This is a genomic window from Curtobacterium sp. HSID17257 (assembly GCF_003989515.1).
GTDB lineage: Bacteria > Actinomycetota > Actinomycetes > Actinomycetales > Microbacteriaceae > Curtobacterium.
The window spans coordinates 22,874-40,995 of record NZ_RBLU01000006.1; the positions used below are offsets into that span (position 1 = coordinate 22,874).

Annotated in this window: 19 protein-coding genes; 10 read left to right on the plus strand and 9 right to left on the minus strand. The window is 66.6% G+C overall.

The features are described 5' to 3' along the window. The first annotated feature begins 56 nt into the window (after positions 1-56). Both D8M35_RS02200 and D8M35_RS02205 read left to right on the plus strand, forming a co-directional pair. The gene (locus D8M35_RS02200; RefSeq protein ID WP_126890343.1) at positions 57-1,466 is read left to right on the plus strand and encodes a PepSY domain-containing protein; all 1,410 of its coding nucleotides are present in this window, start codon (positions 57-59) and stop codon (positions 1,464-1,466) included. 9 nt (positions 1,467-1,475) lie between these two features. Next, a complete protein-coding gene (locus tag D8M35_RS02205) occupies positions 1,476-1,871 on the plus strand; it encodes a hypothetical protein (protein WP_126890344.1) in 396 nt (131 codons plus the stop codon). Positions 1,872-1,953: 82 nt separating this feature from the next. Here the strand turns inward: D8M35_RS02205 and hxlA are convergent, their stop codons facing one another. Together hxlA and hxlB are read right to left on the minus strand one after the other, a co-directional pair. Then, complete coding sequence (hxlA, locus tag D8M35_RS02210) at positions 1,954-2,592, minus strand: 3-hexulose-6-phosphate synthase (RefSeq protein WP_126890384.1); 639 nt, start codon at positions 2,590-2,592, stop codon at positions 1,954-1,956. 67 nt (positions 2,593-2,659) lie between these two features. Next, the gene (gene hxlB, locus D8M35_RS02215) at positions 2,660-3,232 is read right to left on the minus strand and encodes a 6-phospho-3-hexuloisomerase (RefSeq protein WP_126890345.1); all 573 of its coding nucleotides are present in this window, start codon (positions 3,230-3,232) and stop codon (positions 2,660-2,662) included. A gap of 111 nt (positions 3,233-3,343) precedes the next feature. On the opposite strand from hxlB, the gene D8M35_RS02220 reads away from it, so the two are divergent. Together D8M35_RS02220 and D8M35_RS02225 are read left to right on the plus strand one after the other, a co-directional pair. Next, the gene (locus D8M35_RS02220) at positions 3,344-4,171 is read left to right on the plus strand and encodes a LuxR C-terminal-related transcriptional regulator (RefSeq protein WP_126890346.1); all 828 of its coding nucleotides are present in this window, start codon (positions 3,344-3,346) and stop codon (positions 4,169-4,171) included. 79 nt (positions 4,172-4,250) lie between these two features. After that, positions 4,251-5,450, plus strand: a complete 1,200-nt coding sequence (locus D8M35_RS02225) for an ATP-binding protein (RefSeq protein WP_126890347.1) — start codon at positions 4,251-4,253, stop codon at positions 5,448-5,450. 22 nt (positions 5,451-5,472) lie between these two features. Here D8M35_RS02225 and D8M35_RS02230 read toward each other — a convergent pair whose 3' ends face one another. Next, complete coding sequence (locus D8M35_RS02230; protein WP_126890348.1) at positions 5,473-6,003, minus strand: GNAT family N-acetyltransferase; 531 nt, start codon at positions 6,001-6,003, stop codon at positions 5,473-5,475. 700 nt (positions 6,004-6,703) lie between these two features. Here D8M35_RS02230 and D8M35_RS02235 point away from each other — a divergent pair. Beyond that, positions 6,704-7,087: a hypothetical protein gene (locus tag D8M35_RS02235; RefSeq protein WP_126890349.1), complete on the plus strand. Its 384-nt coding sequence runs from the start codon at positions 6,704-6,706 to the stop codon at positions 7,085-7,087. 758 nt (positions 7,088-7,845) lie between these two features. Here the strand turns inward: D8M35_RS02235 and D8M35_RS02240 are convergent. Continuing rightward, a complete protein-coding gene (locus D8M35_RS02240) occupies positions 7,846-8,346 on the minus strand; it encodes a hypothetical protein (RefSeq protein ID WP_126890350.1) in 501 nt (166 codons plus the stop codon). Between the two features lie 505 nt (positions 8,347-8,851). On the opposite strand from D8M35_RS02240, the gene D8M35_RS02245 reads away from it, so the two are divergent. From D8M35_RS02245 to D8M35_RS02250, 3 genes are all read left to right on the plus strand, one after another. After that, a complete protein-coding gene (locus tag D8M35_RS02245; protein ID WP_126890351.1) occupies positions 8,852-9,958 on the plus strand; it encodes an acyl-CoA desaturase in 1,107 nt (368 codons plus the stop codon). A 27-nt stretch (positions 9,959-9,985) separates the two neighbouring features. Continuing rightward, positions 9,986-10,153: a hypothetical protein gene (locus D8M35_RS16820; RefSeq protein ID WP_174234674.1), complete on the plus strand. Its 168-nt coding sequence runs from the start codon at positions 9,986-9,988 to the stop codon at positions 10,151-10,153. A 272-nt stretch (positions 10,154-10,425) separates the two neighbouring features. Beyond that, on the plus strand, positions 10,426-10,971 hold the full coding sequence (locus D8M35_RS02250; RefSeq protein WP_126890352.1) for a hypothetical protein: 546 nt from the start codon (positions 10,426-10,428) through the stop codon (positions 10,969-10,971). A gap of 575 nt (positions 10,972-11,546) precedes the next feature. Here D8M35_RS02250 and D8M35_RS02255 read toward each other — a convergent pair. The 3 genes from D8M35_RS02255 to D8M35_RS17235 all read right to left on the minus strand — a co-directional run bounded on the left by D8M35_RS02255 (position 11,547) and on the right by D8M35_RS17235 (position 13,347). Next, entirely contained in the window at positions 11,547-12,221 is a 675-nt protein-coding gene (locus D8M35_RS02255; RefSeq protein WP_238638059.1) for a GAF and ANTAR domain-containing protein, read from the minus strand. Between the two features lie 196 nt (positions 12,222-12,417). Next, positions 12,418-13,125 (minus strand): PDDEXK nuclease domain-containing protein, encoded by a 708-nt coding sequence (locus D8M35_RS02260; protein ID WP_342342907.1) that lies wholly within the window; start codon positions 13,123-13,125, stop codon positions 12,418-12,420. Positions 13,126-13,131: 6 nt separating this feature from the next. Next, positions 13,132-13,347 (minus strand): DUF1016 N-terminal domain-containing protein, encoded by a 216-nt coding sequence (locus D8M35_RS17235; protein ID WP_342342905.1) that lies wholly within the window; start codon positions 13,345-13,347, stop codon positions 13,132-13,134. 227 nt (positions 13,348-13,574) lie between these two features. Here D8M35_RS17235 and D8M35_RS02265 point away from each other — a divergent pair, with 227 nt between their 5' ends. Then, positions 13,575-13,919, plus strand: coding sequence for an Lsr2 family protein (locus D8M35_RS02265; protein WP_126890354.1), 345 nt, complete (start codon positions 13,575-13,577; stop codon positions 13,917-13,919). A gap of 123 nt (positions 13,920-14,042) precedes the next feature. Here D8M35_RS02265 and D8M35_RS02270 read toward each other — a convergent pair whose 3' ends face one another. Continuing rightward, positions 14,043-14,372: a hypothetical protein gene (locus tag D8M35_RS02270; protein WP_126890355.1), complete on the minus strand. Its 330-nt coding sequence runs from the start codon at positions 14,370-14,372 to the stop codon at positions 14,043-14,045. Positions 14,373-14,956: 584 nt separating this feature from the next. Further along, complete coding sequence (locus D8M35_RS02275; protein ID WP_126890356.1) at positions 14,957-15,232, minus strand: ribbon-helix-helix protein, CopG family; 276 nt, start codon at positions 15,230-15,232, stop codon at positions 14,957-14,959. Positions 15,233-15,690: 458 nt separating this feature from the next. Between D8M35_RS02275 and D8M35_RS02280 the strand changes: the two genes are divergently transcribed. After that, on the plus strand, positions 15,691-18,120 hold the full coding sequence (locus D8M35_RS02280; RefSeq protein ID WP_126890357.1) for a DUF2599 domain-containing protein: 2,430 nt from the start codon (positions 15,691-15,693) through the stop codon (positions 18,118-18,120). The last annotated feature ends 2 nt before the right edge of the window (positions 18,121-18,122 follow it).

Sequence of the window (18,122 nt, forward strand, 5' to 3'; positions counted from 1 at the left end):
CGCACTCCCGCCCGACAGCCCGCCAGCCCGCCAGCCCGACAGGACCCCGCGCTCCGATGCCCGTCACCGCCCCGCCCCCGTCCCGCGGCTGGTTCGCCCAGCTCCTCCTCCGTCTGCACTTCACCGCCGGGCTCTTCGTCGGCCCCTTCGTCCTGGTGGCCGCGCTCTCCGGTGCCGTCTACGCCCTCGCACCGTCGATCGAGCAGGGCGCGTACCGACAGGAGCTCACGGCGCCGTCGACGGCGGCGGCGCTCCCCCTCGCCGACCAGGTCGCCGCCGCCGAGCGGTACGTCGCCCGCCACCACCCGGACGACACCGTCGCCGAGGTCCGACCGGCCCCGGAGCCCGGCACCACCACGCGCGTGATGTTCACCGAGGAGGGCCTGCTCGAGTCCCAGACCCGCGCGGTGTTCGTCGACCCCGGTGACGCCGCGGTGCGCGGAGACCTCCCGGTGTACGGCACGTCGGGCTCGCTCCCCTTCCGCACCTGGATCAGCACCCTGCACCGCAGCCTGTTCCTCGGCGACGTCGGGCGGCTCTACAGCGAGACCGCGGCGTCGTGGCTCGGCATCGTGTCGCTCGCCGGCATCGGCCTCTGGGCGTTCCGCATCCGCCGAGCCCGTCGGAAGCGCGACCTCGTGCTGCCGGACAACCGGGTGACCGGGTACCGACGGACGTTCTCGTGGCACGCGGCGACGGGCGCATGGGTGCTCCTCGGCGCACTGTTCCTGTCGGCCACGGGCATCACCTGGTCGCACTTCGCGGGCGACAACGTCAGCACGCTCCGCTCGGCGCTCAGCTGGCAGGCACCGACGGTCGACACCGCGCTCGGCGGCCCGTCGTCGGCAGCGTCGGCTCCGGGCGGCGAGCACGCCGGACACCACGGCGGCGGTGCGATGTCGATGCGCTCGACGACGACCACGCCCGAGCAGTTCGACGAGGTGCTCGCGGTGGCCCGCGACTCCGGCGTCCGGGCAGCCGAGGTCCGGATCCGCCCGCCGGCGACGGCCGGCACCGCGTGGACGGTCGAGGAGATCAAGCTCAGCTGGCCGGTGGCGATGAACGCGGTCGCCGTGGACCCGAGCACGATGACGGCGGTGTCCGAGGTCACCTGGGCCGACTACCCGCTCATGGCGAAGGCCGCGAAGCTCGGCATCAACACGCACATGGGGGCGCTGTTCGGGCTGGCGAACCAGGTCGTGCTGCTCCTGGCGGCACTCGGGATCGCAGCGATGGTCGTGTTCGGGTACGTCATGTGGTGGCAGCGCCGGCCCGCGGGTGCGCGGGTCGGTCGCGCCCCGGCCGCGGGAGCGCTGGCCCGGGCCCCGTGGTGGGGCACCGCCGCGGTGGTCGTCGTCGCCGTCGGCCTCGCACTGCTGCTGCCGGTCGTCGGGGTCACCCTGCTCGGGTTCCTGCTGGTCGACGCCCTCCTCGTCACCTCCGGTCGGCGCAGGGCCCGGCGGTAGCCTGACGGGGTGACCGGGGCGAGCACACAGGATCAGCGGGGCTGGCGATCGACGGGTCGGGCAGCCGTGTACTGGGTCCTGGCGGGACTCGGGGTGCTGGGCGGTGCGGCCACCTGGCTGTTCCTCTACCTCATGACGGAGGAAGCGACGCGCGGTGCGACCCCGGACCGCTCCGGCCCGAACCCGAACACCGGCCTCGCGTTCGGCGGCCTCCTGGTGGGGCACGTCGTCGGACTCGTCGTGCTCGTCCTCGCAGCGCAGTGGGCCCGGCGCGACCCGCGGTCCGCGGCGCGGTTCGCCGCCGTCGCGTTCCTCGCCGACTCACTGCTCGGGCTCGTGCTGTCGCTCCTGACGACGGGAGGCGCGCTCGTGGCCCCGTGGCCGCAGCGGCCGTACCAGCCCTGAGGACGGTCCGGTCAGGACCGGTGACGGACGGGAGGCCCGTGGCGGTGTCGCCACGGGCCTCCCGTCCGTCAGGTGGTGCGGATCAGGCGGAAGCGGGCTCCGAGATCGCGTCGCGCAGCGCGGACGCGGCGGCAGCCACGTCGTCGGCGCTGTAGATCGCGCTGCCGGCGACCGCGATGCGGGCGCCGGACGCCTGCACGGCCTCGATCGTGTCGGTGGTGATGCCGCCGGCGACCGAGAACGAGACGCCCGAGGCCTCGCCGTCGCGCAGCAGGGTCTCGAAGGTGAAGCCCTCCTCGGCCTGCTCGTCGAGGCCGGCGTGCATCTCGACGAACTCGGCACCGAGCGCGACGACCTCCTTCGCGCGGGCGGCCTTGTCCGGCACACCGATCAGGTCGACGACGATGCCCTTGCCGTGCGCCTTCGCGGCCTTGACGGCACCGGCGATGGTGGAGTCGCCCGCGACACCGAGCACGGTGACCAGGTCGGCCCCGGCCGAGAAGGCGATGTCGGCCTCGAGCTCGCCGGCGTCCATCGTCTTGAGGTCGGCGAAGACGACCTTGTCCGGGTGCGCCTCCTTGATCGCGGTGATCGCGGAGAGGCCGGCGCTCTTGATCAGCGGGGTGCCGAGCTCGATGACGTCGACGTAGGGCGCGGCCTTGCCGGCGAGGTCGAGGGCGGCCTCGGTGGTGAGGGTGTCCATGGCGAACTGGAGCTGCATGGTGGTGTCCTTCCGGTGGTGGTTCGTGGGGGTGTCGACGGCGCGCTCGGGTGGCGTCACGCTCGATTCACTCGAGGTTGGCGTGCCGCGGCCACAGGTCGTCGGCGGAGTGCCCGCTGCGCTGCCAGAGCGCGTGGAACAGGGCGTCCCCGAGCAGCGCGACGCCCTGCTCGAACAGGCTGCCGGCGTACTGCGCCGAGGCCGTGCCCGAGCGGTCGGTCTTCGTCGCCGCGGGGAGCACGAGCGTGGCGTCCGCGACCTCGGACAGCGGCGAGTCGTCCGTCGTGCTCACGGCGAGCACCCGCGCGCCGACGTCCGACGCGGTCCGTGCCGCCTGCACGATGCCACCCGTCGTGCCCGAGCCGCTCGCGACGAGCAGCAGGTCGCCCTGCCGGATCGCGGGCGTCGTGACCTCGCCGACCACGTGCACGTCGAGCCCGAGGTGCATCAGGCGCATCGCGGTCATCCGCAGCGCCAGGCCCGAGCGGCCGGCACCGTGGACGAAGACGCGCTCGGTGCCCGTCAGCAGGTCGAGGGCGCGCTCGAACGGCGCCTGGTCGGCACCGCGGACGGCGGCGATCAGGTCCTGGAGCTCGTCGCCGATCAGCCCGAGGGCGTCGGCGGTCGTCGTGGTGGCCATGGCTCCGATGCTCCTCGCGCGGGGTCGATCGCGCCGCTGCCCGGGCAGGCGGTCTGCCCACCCGATCGGGTGGGACCGTCCGTCCGGGTGGGACGGGTAGGTTCGGTCCTCGTGGAGACGGGACCGGACGCACCAGCCAGCCGGATCGCGGCGTCGGAGCACGCGCGGACGGTCGCGGAGCAGGCCGACCGCCACGCGCTGACCCTCGAGTCGGTCCTCGCCGCCCTGCGCGCGAACCGCCTGTCCGACGCCGCTGCCCGCGCCGAGGCAGTCGAGATCGCCTCGGCTGCACTCGTCGAACTCCGGACCGTGACCGACCGGCAGCGGAGCACGCTGCTCGAGCCCGTCACCGGCGCGTTCTCACGGTTGCGGGCCGACCTCCGCCCGCTCGTCCGGTTCGGGGACCTCGACGTGCAGTTCGTCGAGCCGCCGGCGACCGGCAGGGCCCTGCCCGGGGACGTCGCACACAGCGCCCGGGCCATCGTCCGGACGGCCGTGCTCGCCCTGGTCGACGACGGGGTCGCCCGACGGGTCCGCATCCAGTGGGACTGCGACGGGCGCAACCTGCTCATGCAGCTGCGGGACGACGGCGCCGGCACGCTCGACACCCACGACGACGCCGTCCGGCCGATCGCCGAGCGGGTCGTCGCCCTCGACGGCACGATGCACGTCGACTCCACGCCGGGATGGGGCTCGACGCTCGACATCTCACTCCCCCTCGATCCCGCACCCGGGGCGGTGGACCTGCCCGACGACAGCGGGCTGACCGACCGGGAGCGCGACGTGCTGCGCCTCGTGGTGACCGGCGTCGGGAACCGGGAGATCGCCGAGGGGCTCGGGATCAGCCCGAACACGGTGAAGTACCACGTGGCGAACCTGCTCCGGAAGCACGGCGCCCGCACCCGAGCGGAGCTCGCCGCCCTCGGCGCCCGGCTCTGAGCCGGGCCGCTGTCGGGGACTCTGAGCGACGATCAGGGCGTGTAAGGAAATGCTTTATACGTCCTGATACTCTCCGATCATGCCGGAGCCGATCGTCGTCAACCCGTTCAAGCCCGGAGCTGGCCGAGTCCCGCCGGTGCTCGCCGGTCGCGACGCGCTCCTGAAGAGCATCGAGCGGACGCTCGCCGAGACCCTCGTCACCGGCGAGGGCGGTCGGCCCGTCGTGATCTCGGGCCTCCGTGGGGTCGGCAAGACCGTTCTCCTCAACGAGATCGGCCGACGTGCCTCAGAGACGCGGCGGTGGTCCGTCGTCAAGCTCGAAGCGTCACGGAACCGCAGCCTCCAGCAGGGGTTGGTCCGTCAACTGCACGCAGCACTCAGGGGAACCCTCTCCCTCGGTGCGACGGTGGTCGAGCACTTCCGTGCTGCGCTCGGCGCCTTCCGCTCCTTCCAGGTGACCGTGGACCCGACCGGTACGTACAACTTCGGGATCAGCGTCGAGCCTTCGCCTGGTGTCGCCGACAGCGGCGACCTCGAGCGGGACCTCGAAGACCTCCTGCGCGAGGTCGGGATGGCCTTCCGGGCGATCGGCCACGGCTTGGCGATCACGGTCGATGAACTGCAGGAGGCGCCGAAGCACGATCTCAACGCCCTCAACCTCGCGCTGCACGCGCTCGGCCAGGACACGCTTCCTGTCCCGGTGTACTTCGTCGGCACCGGATTGCCGTCGCTCCCAGCAGTCCTCGCAGACGCGACGAGCTACGCGGAACGGCTGTACGACTACCGACGCCTCGACCTGCTCACCGACGACGAGACGCGCTTCGCGCTCACGGACCCGACCGAACGCGCTGGCGTGTACTGGGACCCGACCGCCCTCGAGCTCGCAGTGCGGTCGATCCAGGGCTACCCGTACTTCGCTCAAGCGTGCGGGAAGCACGTCTGGGACGCGCGCGCCGTCGAGGACTCCATCGATGCTCTCTCCGCGGAGACCGGGGTCCTCGCCGCGCGGGACGAGGTCGACCAGGGCCTGTACCAGTCGAGGTGGGACCGGGCCACACCGAAACAACGCGAGTTGATGCAGGCCATGGCAGCCGACGGCGAAGGACCTTCGGCGATCCAGGACCTGGTGGCCCGTACGGGCAAGACCCGCACCAGTGACCTCTCCGTCTCGCGGAACGAACTGATCAAGAACGGGCACATCTACGCGCCCGACCGCGGCTACCTCGCGTTCACCGTGCCGGGCATGGCTGACTTCATCCACCGGAAGGCCAGGGGTTGACCTGCAGCAGCCCGTTCGTCACTCACGCGTCCGGCGCGAGCACCTGGAACATGACGTGGTCGCGCCACTCCCCCGCGATGCGGATGTACTCCGGTGCGAACCCGTACCGCTCGAAGCCGTTCCGCTCGAGCGCCCGCTGCGACGCCGTGTTCTCCGGCAGCGTCTCGGCCTGCACCCGGTGCAGCCCGAGCTCCCCGAATGCGTGGTCCACCGCGAGTCCGACCGCACGGGTCGCGTGCCCCTGCCGGGTGCGGTCGGCGCGGACCCAGTACCCGAGCGCACACGACTGCAGGGCTCCGCGGGTCACTCCGCTCAGGGTGATCCGTCCGAGCAACTCGTCGTCGTCTCCCACGATCACGAAGGGCACCGAGCCGCCCTTCTGCGCGGCGGCGAGCAGGACACCGATGGTCGCGCGCTGCCCTGTTTCGGTGAAGTAGCTGTGCGGACGCGTCGGCTCGAACGGTCGCAGGTGATCGGCGCTCGCGCGGACGATCCCGGCGAGCTCGGCCGCATCGGACAGCTCGATCGGTCGGAGGCGGGTCCCGGTGCTCATGTGGGGGGTTTGCGGTTTTTGATACTGCCGCTCAGGTGCTGGCCTCTGCTCGAGCGCAGCGGAAGCTTTGCATACCGCGATGGGGTGCTCTTGCATACGGCCAGGCTAGTGAGCGACCATTCCGCGACGACGGTACCTCCCGCGAGTGCAATGGCCGACCTCTTTCGGGCTTCGGTGGGGGCCGGGGTGTCGGTGTCGCGGTTGGGGCTCCCGCGCAACGAGGGTGTCTGCGATCCTTCGACGATGGGAACGCACGCTTGGACCAACTGGAACGCTCATGCCGCAGGTGACGTCGAGCAGGAGTGGATGGAGGATGACCTGTACTTAGACCGCTACTTCGTTGGCGGCCCGACGCAGCACGGCCCCTACGCGCTTACCAACGTCGTGGGTTTCGAGCAGGAGAACGCTCCGAGCGTTCGCCTAGCCTTGAAGCTCAGGTCTGGTGCTCACGCTGATCTCACACCGCGACTCGTCGTGGATGGCGAGTTAGCCCCCTCCGACTCGAAGTCGTACCACGGCGGGACTCCCAGTGACGAGATAGCGGCACTCGTTGCGCTGACGTTGGGCGTCCGGCTAAGAGCAGCTGGGACGAGTCGGCTTTCCGGCTTCCATAAACCAGGCGTTGCGCCCGCCGATACTGCTGGAGGTTCCCGCGCTGGCTACACCGGGACGTTCCGGAAAGGAGTTCATCCCGGCCACGATGTCAAGAACGGTCGATCTCAGCCTGTTGGAGCGCCTGTCGAGCTTCCCGCGTATTGGCGATGAGGACCAGGTTGAGCTTGTTCGCGCAGCGCGAGCGTACGCGAGCGGCCTTTGGTGGTCGAATGAGGATCCAAACCAGTCCTGGCTGTACCTTCTGACGGCGGTAGAAATCGCGGCCAACCACCGTCAGAAGATCTCAGCTTTTCCGGAGGAACTTATCGAGTTCCTGTGGCCGGAGCTGTGGGCGGTTTTGGCTTCCCTCGAATCGGCGCGGAGGGCGGAGGCGTCAAAGCTGATGGCGTCACAGATCCGGGCGACGAAGAAGTTCGTCGACAGATTCGAGAGTCTGGTCCGCCGAAGCCCAAGGTTCCCAGGCTCGTAGGCGCGACAGCTCGTTGAGGGTCAGGCTATGCATCACTTCGACCGTCGAACCCTCACGCAGAGCGCGGCCGTATCCATCGCCGAGGGCATGAGGCAAACGCATAAAATGACGTTACTGCAACTCCACACTCCGAGCCGAGGAACGACTCCTGTGACGGGCTGCCCGGTCGCCAACCCTCGTCAGCGTCCGATAGCCGATCCGCTACCGGTCGGACGGGACACCGTCGAGCGCCGCCGGCACGCGCACCTTCGCGAAACCAAGTGTCATGTCAGCCGCAAGGAGGACCCGACCGAGTGAGTTGCTTTGGGCGACAAGCCAGACGGCGCCAACGGTCAAAAACAACGCCAGGAGCACCAGCGCTAGTGAGATCGCCGCCCAAGGCATGCTCCGGAGTGTACGAGAAGTGCGTGCTCTTCAACTGAGCGGGGCTGCTTCTGGCGGTTGTAGGAGCGTGTATTGGTAGCCGTTGCGCGCCATCGGTCGGTGCAGGCGATGATGCGTGGCTGCCCAGAGCCGCCCGTTGTACTGCAACCTTTCCGGGGCGGTTCCCCGCAGGGTCAGGGTGATATCAGGACCGGCGGGCTCTTGGAGGACGAGGGTCCGCAGCACTCCTGCGGGGTCGAGCGTGATGTGGGTTACTGAGTCCGACATGGTGTTTTTCTCGATCTCTGCGGTCAGCCGGTTGATGCCAGCGCGCGAGGACGAAGGCAAGTCGACCGGTCGGCGTGCCGTGCTGTGTCGGCGGTGAGCATGACTCCTTACGGCGCCTCAGACCGGCGTTCTGTGACGCTGTCTGGTACGCCGGCCGTCGCATCGTCGGAGGTGTCCGGGGTGAAGTGAATTCTTTCGGCGGCGCGGGTGATGTCTTGGGCGCGAGCTATCTGAGCATCTTGCGCGGTCTGCGCGTCAGCACGTGACTGGCGCATGGCCGTCAGGGCGTCGGTGCTGATCTCGTGGACGATGTTTGCGATGGCGGTGGCGAGACCGCGTTCGAGCTGGCCGAGGTTGGTGTTGCCGATGATCAAGCGCCGGTCGTGGACGGCCAGGGTCACATCCCGGTAGCCGGCACGCTGCAGCGAGTGGTGACTCGCTGAGCCTTCCAGTGCCGCAATCTCCTGCGGGTTGGGTCGCCGATTGAAGACGGCGGGAACGTCGTAGAATCGCTCGGCTGTGTCGGTGCCAAGAGACGTCGGAAGGCCGGACGCAACGACGCTCGTCAGTGCGAGGTGCTGGTCAGCAGTGGTGGATGAGCCGGTCATGGTGACTGCTTCCGTCGACGGTGGTGACCGCCAGAGTGCGTGCGCCGCTGCGAGCATCGTGGTCGGAACCGTCTGAAGGAAGTCTCCTCCTCGCCGCTGGTGACGGCGTGCAGCTTCCAAACAGCCGTGACTAGGGACCCCTTCGTTGCTCATCATCCGGGGACGAGGAGGGTGGTGACATGAGGACACGACTGCAAGCCCGCGGGCAATGGGGCTGGCCCGTCGTCGCTCTCGAGGGGCACTCGATCGGTCGGATTCGGCCGCAGCGCGACGGGTTCCGAGCGCTGGCGCACCAGCAGGACGGTGTCGTCCGTGTGCTCGGCCTGTTCGATAGCAGGAGCCGCGCGCTCCTCGCCGTGGAAGCGGCGGACAGCGACCGCACGGCATTCGAAGCCAGATGTTCACGGGTGGAACGCATCCGTAGGCCGTAGCGTTGCATCAAGCGCGGATGCGTCAACTCTCCGGATCGGTCGAAGGATCGCTCACCACAGAAGGTCGGTCCTCGATGACGACCACCCCGCTCGCCCCCGGTTTCACCCGGACCCGTCCCGGTCCCGGCAGCCGCAACGGCACGTCGACCTACTCCGCGCTGCTGGCGCAGGTGAAGGAGAACGGCCTGCTCCGACGGCGCACCTGCTTCTACTGGTCCCTGTTCGGCAGCCTGGTCGCCGGCCTCGCACTCGCCTGGGTGGCGTTCGCGTTCCTCGGTGACTCGTGGCTCCAGCTGATCGTGGCGGGAGCGCTCGGCGTGATCTTCACGCAGTTCGCGTTCCTGTCGCACGAGGCTGCGCACCGTCAGGTCTTCGCGTCGCAGAAGTGGAACGACCATGCCGGCCGGTGGCTCGGGACGTTCCTGGTGGGCTTGAGCTACTCGTGGTGGATGAACAAGCACACCCGCCACCACGGCAACCCGAACACCGTCGGAAAGGACCCCGACATCGCATCAGGTGTCCTCCGCTTCACCCCCGAGGACGCCGCCAACGCACCCCGCGGCCTGCACAGCTTCACGGGGCACCAGGGCTGGTTGTTCTTCCCCCTCCTCACGCTCGAGGGCCTCAATCTGCACTGGAACGCCGCCCGAGCCATTGCCGTCGGGGCGAACACGAAGGCCGATCGTCGCGGCCGCACCGTCGAGGGGACGCTGCTCGTCGCTCGCTTCGGCATCTACCTGACGGTGGTGTTCTGGTTCCTGCCGTTCGGGATGGCGTGCGCGTTCCTCGGCGTGCAGCTGGCGGTGTTCGGCGTGATGATGGGTGCGTCGTTCGCGCCGAACCACAAGGGCATGCCGACGATCGCGCACGATGCGAAGGTCGACTTCTTCTCGCGGCAGGTGCGGACCTCGCGCAACATCCGGGGCGGCTGGTGGGTGTCCTTCCTGATGGGTGGGCTGAACTACCAGGTGGAGCACCACCTGTTCCCGTCGATGCCGCGTCCGGCGCTGAAGCAGGCCCGCCTGCTGGTGCGGGACCACTGCGACACCCTCGACGTGCCGTACACCGAGACGACGCTGCTGCGGTCGTACGGGATCGTCGTGCGGTACCTCAACCGGGTCGGGCTCGCCGCCCGCGACCCCTTCGCCTGCCCGCTCGTCACCGAGCTCCGGATCCACTGACCACCACCCGTGACAGGAAGTACCTCCATGAAGACCGTCATCGTCCTCCTCACCCTCTGGGTCATCCTCGCGATCGTGGGCTTCGCGCTGAAGGGGCTGCTCTGGCTCGCGATCATCGGCATCGTCCTGTTCGTCGGAACCGTGGTCTTCGGGGCCGTCCGACGCTCCGGACGCAAGGCCAGGCGCGTCAACTGAGCCCGGCAGCCCCCTCACACGCATCGGTTCGCACGGTCGCGGTCGTCCTCAACCCAACTAAAACCGACCAACACCGACTGCAGGGAGCATCCGGCGCGGCTGCCGTCCGGTACGGGTGGAGATCGATGCGCTGGTACCCGACAGCAGCTAACGACGGCGGCCGCGCCGCCGCACGAGCAGCCGCTGACAACGCCCCGGACGTCATCCTCGCTCGTGCGTTCCACTCAGCCCAAACGGGTGCACTGACGAGCGTCGTCGCATCCGGACTCCCCGTGGACCTCGGAGAGTCGACGACCGATCGGTTCTACGACGTCCCAGCAGTGTTCGACCGCCGCCCCCGCAACATGGAGGTGGACGCGCTACGCGGCTCCTCCGGGCATCGACGGCTCATGGAGTACGGCTACTCCGAGGTCACGATGAACGTCAGCGACCGCCGGCTCATCATCGGCCACACCAGCCTCGGCCAACTCGAGCGCGGCCTGGCGACCGTGATCGCCACGATCGTCGACAACACCAGCCGTGAGTCCCTCGCGGAGAACGAGCGACTGCGGCAGCTTGCCCGCAGCGACCATGACCAGCGAGCCGACCGCGCGCACGACGTCGCGATCGCGGCCGAACGCATCCGTTTCATCCCCATGCGCGGCGCGGTACCGGCTTCGACACCCGAATCGGTGTCCAAGCGGCACAGCCTGTCGCGGCCGGCTGGACACGCAGTGAAGCCACCAAGCTGGGATAACGCCACTCGCGTCCAGGGCCCGAACAGTCCAAGTGGAAGCGGTGAAGTGGGTGCGGGCGACGGCGCAACGGCACGCCGATGAGCCCGGGTTTCCCCGCCATGAGCTTCTCCATCCCAGAATGTTTCAATTTGGTGAACCGGTAGCGCACAGATCACTGGCGGGGTATGGTTACTCTCAAGTGACCCCGAACCCTGGCCGCTGGATTGAAATCTTCGTCCCGCCATCGCAGGAGTCCTCATCGAGAAGCGAATGATTCGGCGAGCCCGCCGCGACGCTTCCGGAAAACGCGCTGGTTGGACGAGCAAGGCCGCGAAACCTTGGACATTGCTAGCGCTTTCCGATCAGGGTTTCGCGTGGCGGAGCGTGCCGTGCAGGGGTGGATGCGCGGCGCGTTCATGGCCGGTGGGACTTTGACCCGAACAGAGTCTCACCGGCCTTTGTCAGAGCGTCTGCTCCTGGCAACTTCTCCGCATGCGGCCGTCTGATGTGGGAGAATTTCCCCGGCAAAGCGCGACAATCTCAAAGTCTACGTTCAGACGCCCCGGAAGAGTAAGGTCGTTATCACTTCGGTTTCCGTTCGGGTCGGAACCGAAGAGGGATGCATGTGGTCCCCGCGAGCCGGGCTGCCCACAGCACCCGGCTCGTGCCACACCAGGTCAGGGATGTGCTTCCAGAAGCGTCATCACGGGAATCTCTCCCCGCACGACAGCGTCGCCGATGTCCACCAAACGGCGTTGTGTGCTGCGCGCATGGCGTCTGAGCAGCTCCCGCGCGGTCTCGATGTCGACCTCGAGCGCGCGGGCAACGAACCCTTTGGCCTGCTCGATCGCGGCTCGGCTAGCCAGAGCGCGCTGCATCTGGTCCGCGGCGGACAGCGCTGTCGTGATCGTGCGCTGTTGCAAAACGCTGATTGTCGCCACGTCGGCCAACGCCTGCGCCCCTCTTGCGTCAGTGGCGTTCAAGGCGCCCTCGGTTTCCCGGAACAGGTTCAACGAGCCGATGACCTCCGCGCGCAGCCGCAGGGGAATCGCGTGCACTCCGGCGTAGCCGTGCTCCCGCGAAGCTTCTCCGAATCGCGGCCAGCGTCGTCGAAGCGCTTCGGCAGATTCAGATGTAACCAACTTGCCGCTCGTGACGGCATCGATGCAAGGCCCCTCGCCCGCGTCGAGTTGCAGCAGGCCGATAAAACCGCTTCGATCACTTGTCGAGGCGACCACTCGGAGCGCGCCGGACTCATCGAGGAGATGGATCGCGCCGGCTTCGGCATCGAACAGTTCGACCGCGCTATCGACAAGGGTCTGCAAGACTTCTACGACGTCGTAGTCCGCCACCAGACTGTCGGTGAGCGTAACGAACGTCTCGACGAGGCGCCTTTCTCGTGCCCGATTCATCAAATTCCCCTCCCAATTTCTCTTCAACCATATTGCATCGAGTGATCCACCTGAAGCATGATGACGCCGAGACAGCGGTCAGCAAAGCGCCGCGGTGATCCGCGTTACCTGCCGTGCCCAGCTCTCCCATGCTGGATCAGCCATGGGCGTTGCTGGCGCCGTCTCGATCGTCGTGGAGCGCGCTGGCGAGGTCCGCTTCTGACGGCAGCGCTGCCCGTACCGCAGGGGGCAGAAGGTCGTAGCTCGCCACCCCTATCGGGTTTTGCTGGCCTGAGAGGGAGTACCGCACGACCGCGTCGTTCTTGTCCGCGACCAGGAGCAGGCCAACAGTGTCGACATGCTGAGTGCGGCGGAGGCGGTCGTCGACGAGGGACACGTAGGAGCCGAGCTGACCGAGGTACTCCGGCTTGAACTTCCCGGTTTTGAGTTCGAAGACGACGTAGCGCAGCTGCTCGACGTGGAAGAAGAGCAAGTCAACGCAGAAGTCGTCGCCGTCGACATCGAAGTGCACCTGCCGGCCCACGAACGCGAATCCTTCTCCGAGTTCGCGGAGCGTGTCGATGATCCGGTCGACCAGTGCCTGCTCGAGGTGGCGTTCCTTCGCGTCCCCGTCGAGGGCGAGGAAGTCCAGCACGTACGGGTCCTTGGTCAGCTGCTGCGCAAGGTCAGAGTCTCCCGCCGGTAGCGCCGCCGGGAAGTTCGAGAGTGCCGCTTTTAGCCGGGTGTGGGCATTGGTCTTGATCTGGTGCTTGAGGACGTTCCGCGACCAGCCATGAGTAGCTGCTTCGTGGGCAGACCAGTCGCGGAGGTGGTGATCATCCAGCCAGTCAAGGAGCGCGGTGATGTGCCCTCAGGGCAGTTGTCCAACAGCCTGTTGAACGATCGCGCCCGCTGGCCACTCCCCCGCCAGGCGGCGCATGTAGAACAGGTTCGCCCGAGAGAAGCCCTTCATGTCGGGGAACTCGGCCCGCAGGTCCGTCGCGAGCCAACCGATGACGTCACTTCCCCAGCCTTCTGCCTCCTGGCGCTGCAGGATGGTGGCCCCGTTTCCCCAGTACAACCGCACGAGTTCTTAGTTCACGCGTCGTCACGCGGCGAAGCGTGCATTCCTCACCTGCTGCTTGAGCTCGGCAAGGGCTGCGGCATAGCCGGACGGGATCGGCGTGGTCTCGGTCATCGCTCCCATTCTGCCCCGCAGGGCCTTCTTCGACCGCTGCCGTCATGACGCAGAGTTCGGAGCAATTTGTATGCCACAGTAGAAACGCAACCCCTCGAATGAAAGGCGGCTTTCCTATGGCGCAGAGAGTCACCACCCACTTGGTCGATGACCTGACCGGCGACACCATCGACGAGGGCAAGGGCCGCACCGTGTCCTTCTCGTTCGACGGCAACCACTACGAAATTGACCTCTCGGACGACAACGCCGATGCGCTCCGCGGGGCGTTCTCCGACTACGTCGCCGCCGCCCGCAAGGTCAGCGGCCGCCAGAACCGCACCAGCGGTGGCACCGCCGCGAAGCGCGGCAACTCGGACGAGCTCGCCAAGATCCGCGAATGGGCGAACGCGAACGGCCACGAGGTCTCCAGCCGCGGACGTATCAGCCAAGCCGTCCGCGACGCGTACGACGCCGCACAATGACACTCCCTCACCACGGCAACGGCCGGCACCCCTTGTGGGCGCCGGCCGTTGTCGTTCTCGCCGATAGGGGCCTCTTATGTCAGAAGATCGGCCTTAGGCGTGAACACGTCTCCCAACTCACACTTATTCGACAAAGCGTCCACCAAGATAGCTTGAAGCCGTATCAACCCGATCTAGCGCTTTGATGAACAAGTCATCCCAAAGCTTGGTTCCCGGAGCTTGATCACTTACCTCCACCAGCTTTTCGACTGCTTCCTTGAGGGCGTTGACAACCATGTCAATAACTTGCGAATGTGCGGTACTTTCACGGACCCGCGGAATGAAATTATTGATGCGCACAATTACTGCATAGACGGCATCTCTCACGTCCCGCGGCTCTTCACTGGACGCTGCAAGGGACTGAAGGTGATGCATGTCCGCTACGACATCATCCAGCTCGGTGACCTGACTCATGCCGCTACGGTACCGTGGATGAGCACTTGAGACGCTTTGACACCGCGAAAGACAGCAGGATGCCTAGTGCAATCGGGTGCTGCTACCAGCATTACCGTCTCGGCGATGCCAGCGAACGCATTGGCCGTTCCGGCCGGAGCGGCCGTATCTGAGAGCGCCGATGTGCCTAAGTTCGAAACTGTTTACGAGCCCGCCTGCTGCGCGCCAGCGCAGACCTGAGCCCCCGCTGCCGCGAACCGACTGCTCGCCGAGGCCGGGGCGAGGGACCTTCAACTCACCCTGACGTACCCAAATATTCAAGCGTCGACAACCAGCGACGCGCTCAAGTCGCAGTTCGCGGACGTCGACATCACGCCGAGGGTCCAGCGCGTTGACTTCGCTACGTGACTGTTTCAGGTATTCGAAAAGCACGACTTCGTCCTGTCGTCGACCCCGGCTTTCACGGGAGCGACCATCGCCAAACCCGCCGGCTGATGCTTGTCGCCTGAGCGCCGCGGCCAGCCAAGGGATGTCCTAGGTCTGGTGATGGCAAGCAAAAGCGGGGGTCAAGCAGAACGCTCGACCCCCGCTTGTCGTGTTCGTGCCTACATCAGGACCAGTTCACGGACCTGGTTCCGCTCCGGGTCCACCGTCTGAATCCGGTGGCCCTCCTGCGTCTCATCGTCGATGAACTTGTAGACAGAGATCGCGCGTCGGACTGCTTCCGTGAAGGAGATGCCACGCTGTTCAGCGATCTCCTTCAGTGCTTCGGCAGTCTCAGCGTTGAGATTGACGTTGAGGCGAACGATCTGCTCGTTTGAGCCCTTGGGGCGAGCCTTACGACGTGCCGCGGCGGTAGGTGTGGACGTTTCGGAACCCATTGCCTAGTCCCTCTCCAGGCGGGGTGTTCTCATCGTGTGGTGGATTCGAGCTTTCGGGTAGCCCGGCGGGTGGGGCTCCTAGGACAGCCCCGTGCTCGGCAAGTTGGGCAGGTGTCCATACCCTGACCGGTGTGCCGATGTCCCCGTCGGCGGGGGCCGACGGTTCCCTACGGTCGAACGAAGGGAATATCCCCAAAGCTGATGGAACTTCAGCTCAAGCGGCTGCCGTCCAATCTGCCGCTATACGACGACCGCTTCCCTGAGCAAACATTAAGCCCGCGGCGGTACTACCGTCCCTGATCTGCTGTTTTGCTCGATGCCCCCGAACAGGGGTCAAGCAGCCCCGGTCGGCGTTCTCCTATGCTGCGCTAGCTGACAGCAATTCGTGCTGTCGACATGACATAGGGGGATTCGTGCGCTCGTCGCTGCACGCTCCGCGCACGAGGAAGCGCAGCCTCATGGCTGGCACTCTCGGTGCGTTGGCACTGATTGGTTCTCTGCTGGTTGCAACACCAGCACAAGCACTCAACGACACCGGCACCGGTGGCGTGTTCGTCCCGTCTACCGGCCGCATCCTCGATACGAAGGTCGGCACGGGCGGATTTAGCACTCCCATGGAGGCTGGGAAGTACCGGACGATCAAGGTGACCGGCCTCGCCGGCTTGCCCGACGATGGCTCGGTGGGCGCTGTCTCGCTGAACGCGACGGTCGGTGCTTCGACGGGCGCTGGCACGCTCTTCGGCCGTCCGAACACTGACACCGGCCGCACCACGATGCTGATTTACAGCGGCGTTTCCGGGCAGTACTCGTCTAACACCGGCACAGTCGCGGTCGGCGCCGACGGAACAATCCAGGTCATGACGGAGACCGCCTCCCGACTAATCCTTGACGTGCAGGGCTACTACACGGTCAACACCGACGGCACCGCCGCCGGGGGATTCGTCCCGGTCGCGAAGCGCATCGTCGACACCCGCTCGGGCCTCGGCGCCCCGAAGGCAGCAGTTGCGCCAGGGAAAAGCATCGACGTGCAGATCACGGGTGCGAACGGCATCCCTGCCGGAGCATCTGCGGTCGTTGTCAACCTCATTGCCATTAACGGCACAGACGCTGACGGATATCTCACCCCGTATGCGACCGGTGGCACAAAGCCGGCGAACGCGCTGCACTATGCCCCGTCCGAATCAACGTCGATCCAAGCGCAGGTGCCGCTGTCAGCGGACGGCAAGATCACGATCGCGAATGGCTCGACGACCGCAAACGTGCTGGTCGACCTGCAGGGCTATTTCACCGCCGCAGGCAAGGGCGGCGCTGTCTTCACCCCCGCCTACGGCCGCGCGTATGACTCACGCGCGACTGGCAACACGGCGCTGGCAGAGAACGAGACTCGTTCGATTCAGATCGCCGGTACCGCCGGCGTGCCTGTCATGGGTTCCGGTGTCACGGCTGTCGTGCTCACCCTGATCGTCGCGCACGGTGGGAGCAACGGCTACGCGGACGCCTGGGCCGACGGCACGACCAAGCCGAACACAAGCGCAATCAACTTCCAGACCAGCGAGATCCAGACCAACACCATCACGGTGCCGCTCGGCGCAAACGGGAAGATCTCCCTGCGCAACGCCGCAAAGGCCACCAATTACGTTGTGGACGTACAGGGCTGGTACATCAACCCTGTAGCGCCGAAGATCTCCTGCCCGAAGGCGTATGCGGCAGGCACCTGGACCAACGTCCTGCCATCGTCGGACATCACGTGCACGGTGTCGATGCCTGCAACTGGTGACGGATCGGGGACGTTGGCCGCGGACGTCAATGGTCACGACACCGTCGAGCAGGACATGTCCGCAACCGGAGCATCGACCCTTGCATTCGTCGTGCACCCGGCACCCGGCTGGTACGACATCAGCGCAACGTCCAGCTACTCCGGCGGCATTGGCGGTGAAACCCACTACGCGTTCGGTCTCAACAATGGAGAGCCGAGCGGCCTTGTGAAGGCCGTTCAAACGGCAAATCCGGAAGGATTTGAGGACCTCGCCAACGACTCGACCACCAGAGCGGGCGTAGCTGCAAGCACCCCAACCTCTTCCACCACCGAAGACTCAGCAGTCATTTCGACCGCGCCGAGCGAAGGCGTAACCCTTTCCGCCCCCGCGCAGTCGACCACTGACCCCGAGACAGGCAGCGTATCTACTGTTCCTGCTTCAACGGTCGCGCTGAGCCTTCCCTTCGCCGCACAAGCAACGGCCGGATTCGTCGAATCCGCCGGTGTCGTTTCCTACGACAACGGCAACCGATCGTCGACCGTCGCTGTACTGAAGTCAGACAGTTCCGTGCAGGTGAACACGGTAATGGCTGACGCTACCGCACCAACCAGGTACGCGTATCCGCTCGCGGTGCCCCAGGGAGCGACAGTGGCCCAGCAGTCCGATGGTTCGGTTGCAGTCACCGATGCAAACGGCTACCCGCTGGGCGGTATCGCGGCGGCATGGGCGAAAGATGCCGCCGGGCTGGACGTTCCTACGCACTACGAGCTCGACGGAAGCCTCCTGACCCAGGTGATCACTCCGGACGCTGCAACCACGTTCCCGGTGGTGGCCGACCCCTATCTGGGCATCAATGTCATTGATAAAGTCAAGTGGGTCAGCCGCGACAAGCGAGGAAAGACGCTCTACGTCTACCCCACGGTTTGGGGTCGCTCGATGGCAGGTTTGAAGTACGCAGACAAGGCCGGCTGGGCAGAGGTGGTGAAAAAGGCACCAAGTGCGAACACCACTAACATGTGGTGGCAGTACAAGTGCCATGCGCAAGTTGCCTACTGGAAGCCGTCATGGAACTTGGATTCCTTCCTGCGCCGTTCCAGCTACGAAGCTTATACTTCCCATCTTTGCAACTAGAT

Coding starts and splice junctions, on each gene's coding strand:
- D8M35_RS16820 (WP_174234674.1), top strand. CDS start 9,986: ATGAAGACCGTCATCGTCCTCCTCACCCTCTGGGTCATCCTCGCGATC.
- D8M35_RS02280 (WP_126890357.1), top strand. CDS start 15,691: ATGGCTGGCACTCTCGGTGCGTTGGCACTGATTGGTTCTCTGCTGGTT.
- D8M35_RS02275 (WP_126890356.1), bottom strand. CDS start 15,232: ATGGGTTCCGAAACGTCCACACCTACCGCCGCGGCACGTCGTAAGGCT.
- D8M35_RS02230 (WP_126890348.1), bottom strand. CDS start 6,003: ATGAGCACCGGGACCCGCCTCCGACCGATCGAGCTGTCCGATGCGGCC.
- hxlA (WP_126890384.1), bottom strand. CDS start 2,592: ATGCAGCTCCAGTTCGCCATGGACACCCTCACCACCGAGGCCGCCCTC.
- D8M35_RS02200 (WP_126890343.1), top strand. CDS start 57: ATGCCCGTCACCGCCCCGCCCCCGTCCCGCGGCTGGTTCGCCCAGCTC.
- D8M35_RS02245 (WP_126890351.1), top strand. CDS start 8,852: ATGACGACCACCCCGCTCGCCCCCGGTTTCACCCGGACCCGTCCCGGT.
- hxlB (WP_126890345.1), bottom strand. CDS start 3,232: ATGGCCACCACGACGACCGCCGACGCCCTCGGGCTGATCGGCGACGAG.
- D8M35_RS02240 (WP_126890350.1), bottom strand. CDS start 8,346: ATGACCGGCTCATCCACCACTGCTGACCAGCACCTCGCACTGACGAGC.
- D8M35_RS02235 (WP_126890349.1), top strand. CDS start 6,704: ATGTCAAGAACGGTCGATCTCAGCCTGTTGGAGCGCCTGTCGAGCTTC.
- D8M35_RS02225 (WP_126890347.1), top strand. CDS start 4,251: ATGCCGGAGCCGATCGTCGTCAACCCGTTCAAGCCCGGAGCTGGCCGA.
- D8M35_RS02265 (WP_126890354.1), top strand. CDS start 13,575: ATGGCGCAGAGAGTCACCACCCACTTGGTCGATGACCTGACCGGCGAC.
- D8M35_RS02270 (WP_126890355.1), bottom strand. CDS start 14,372: ATGAGTCAGGTCACCGAGCTGGATGATGTCGTAGCGGACATGCATCAC.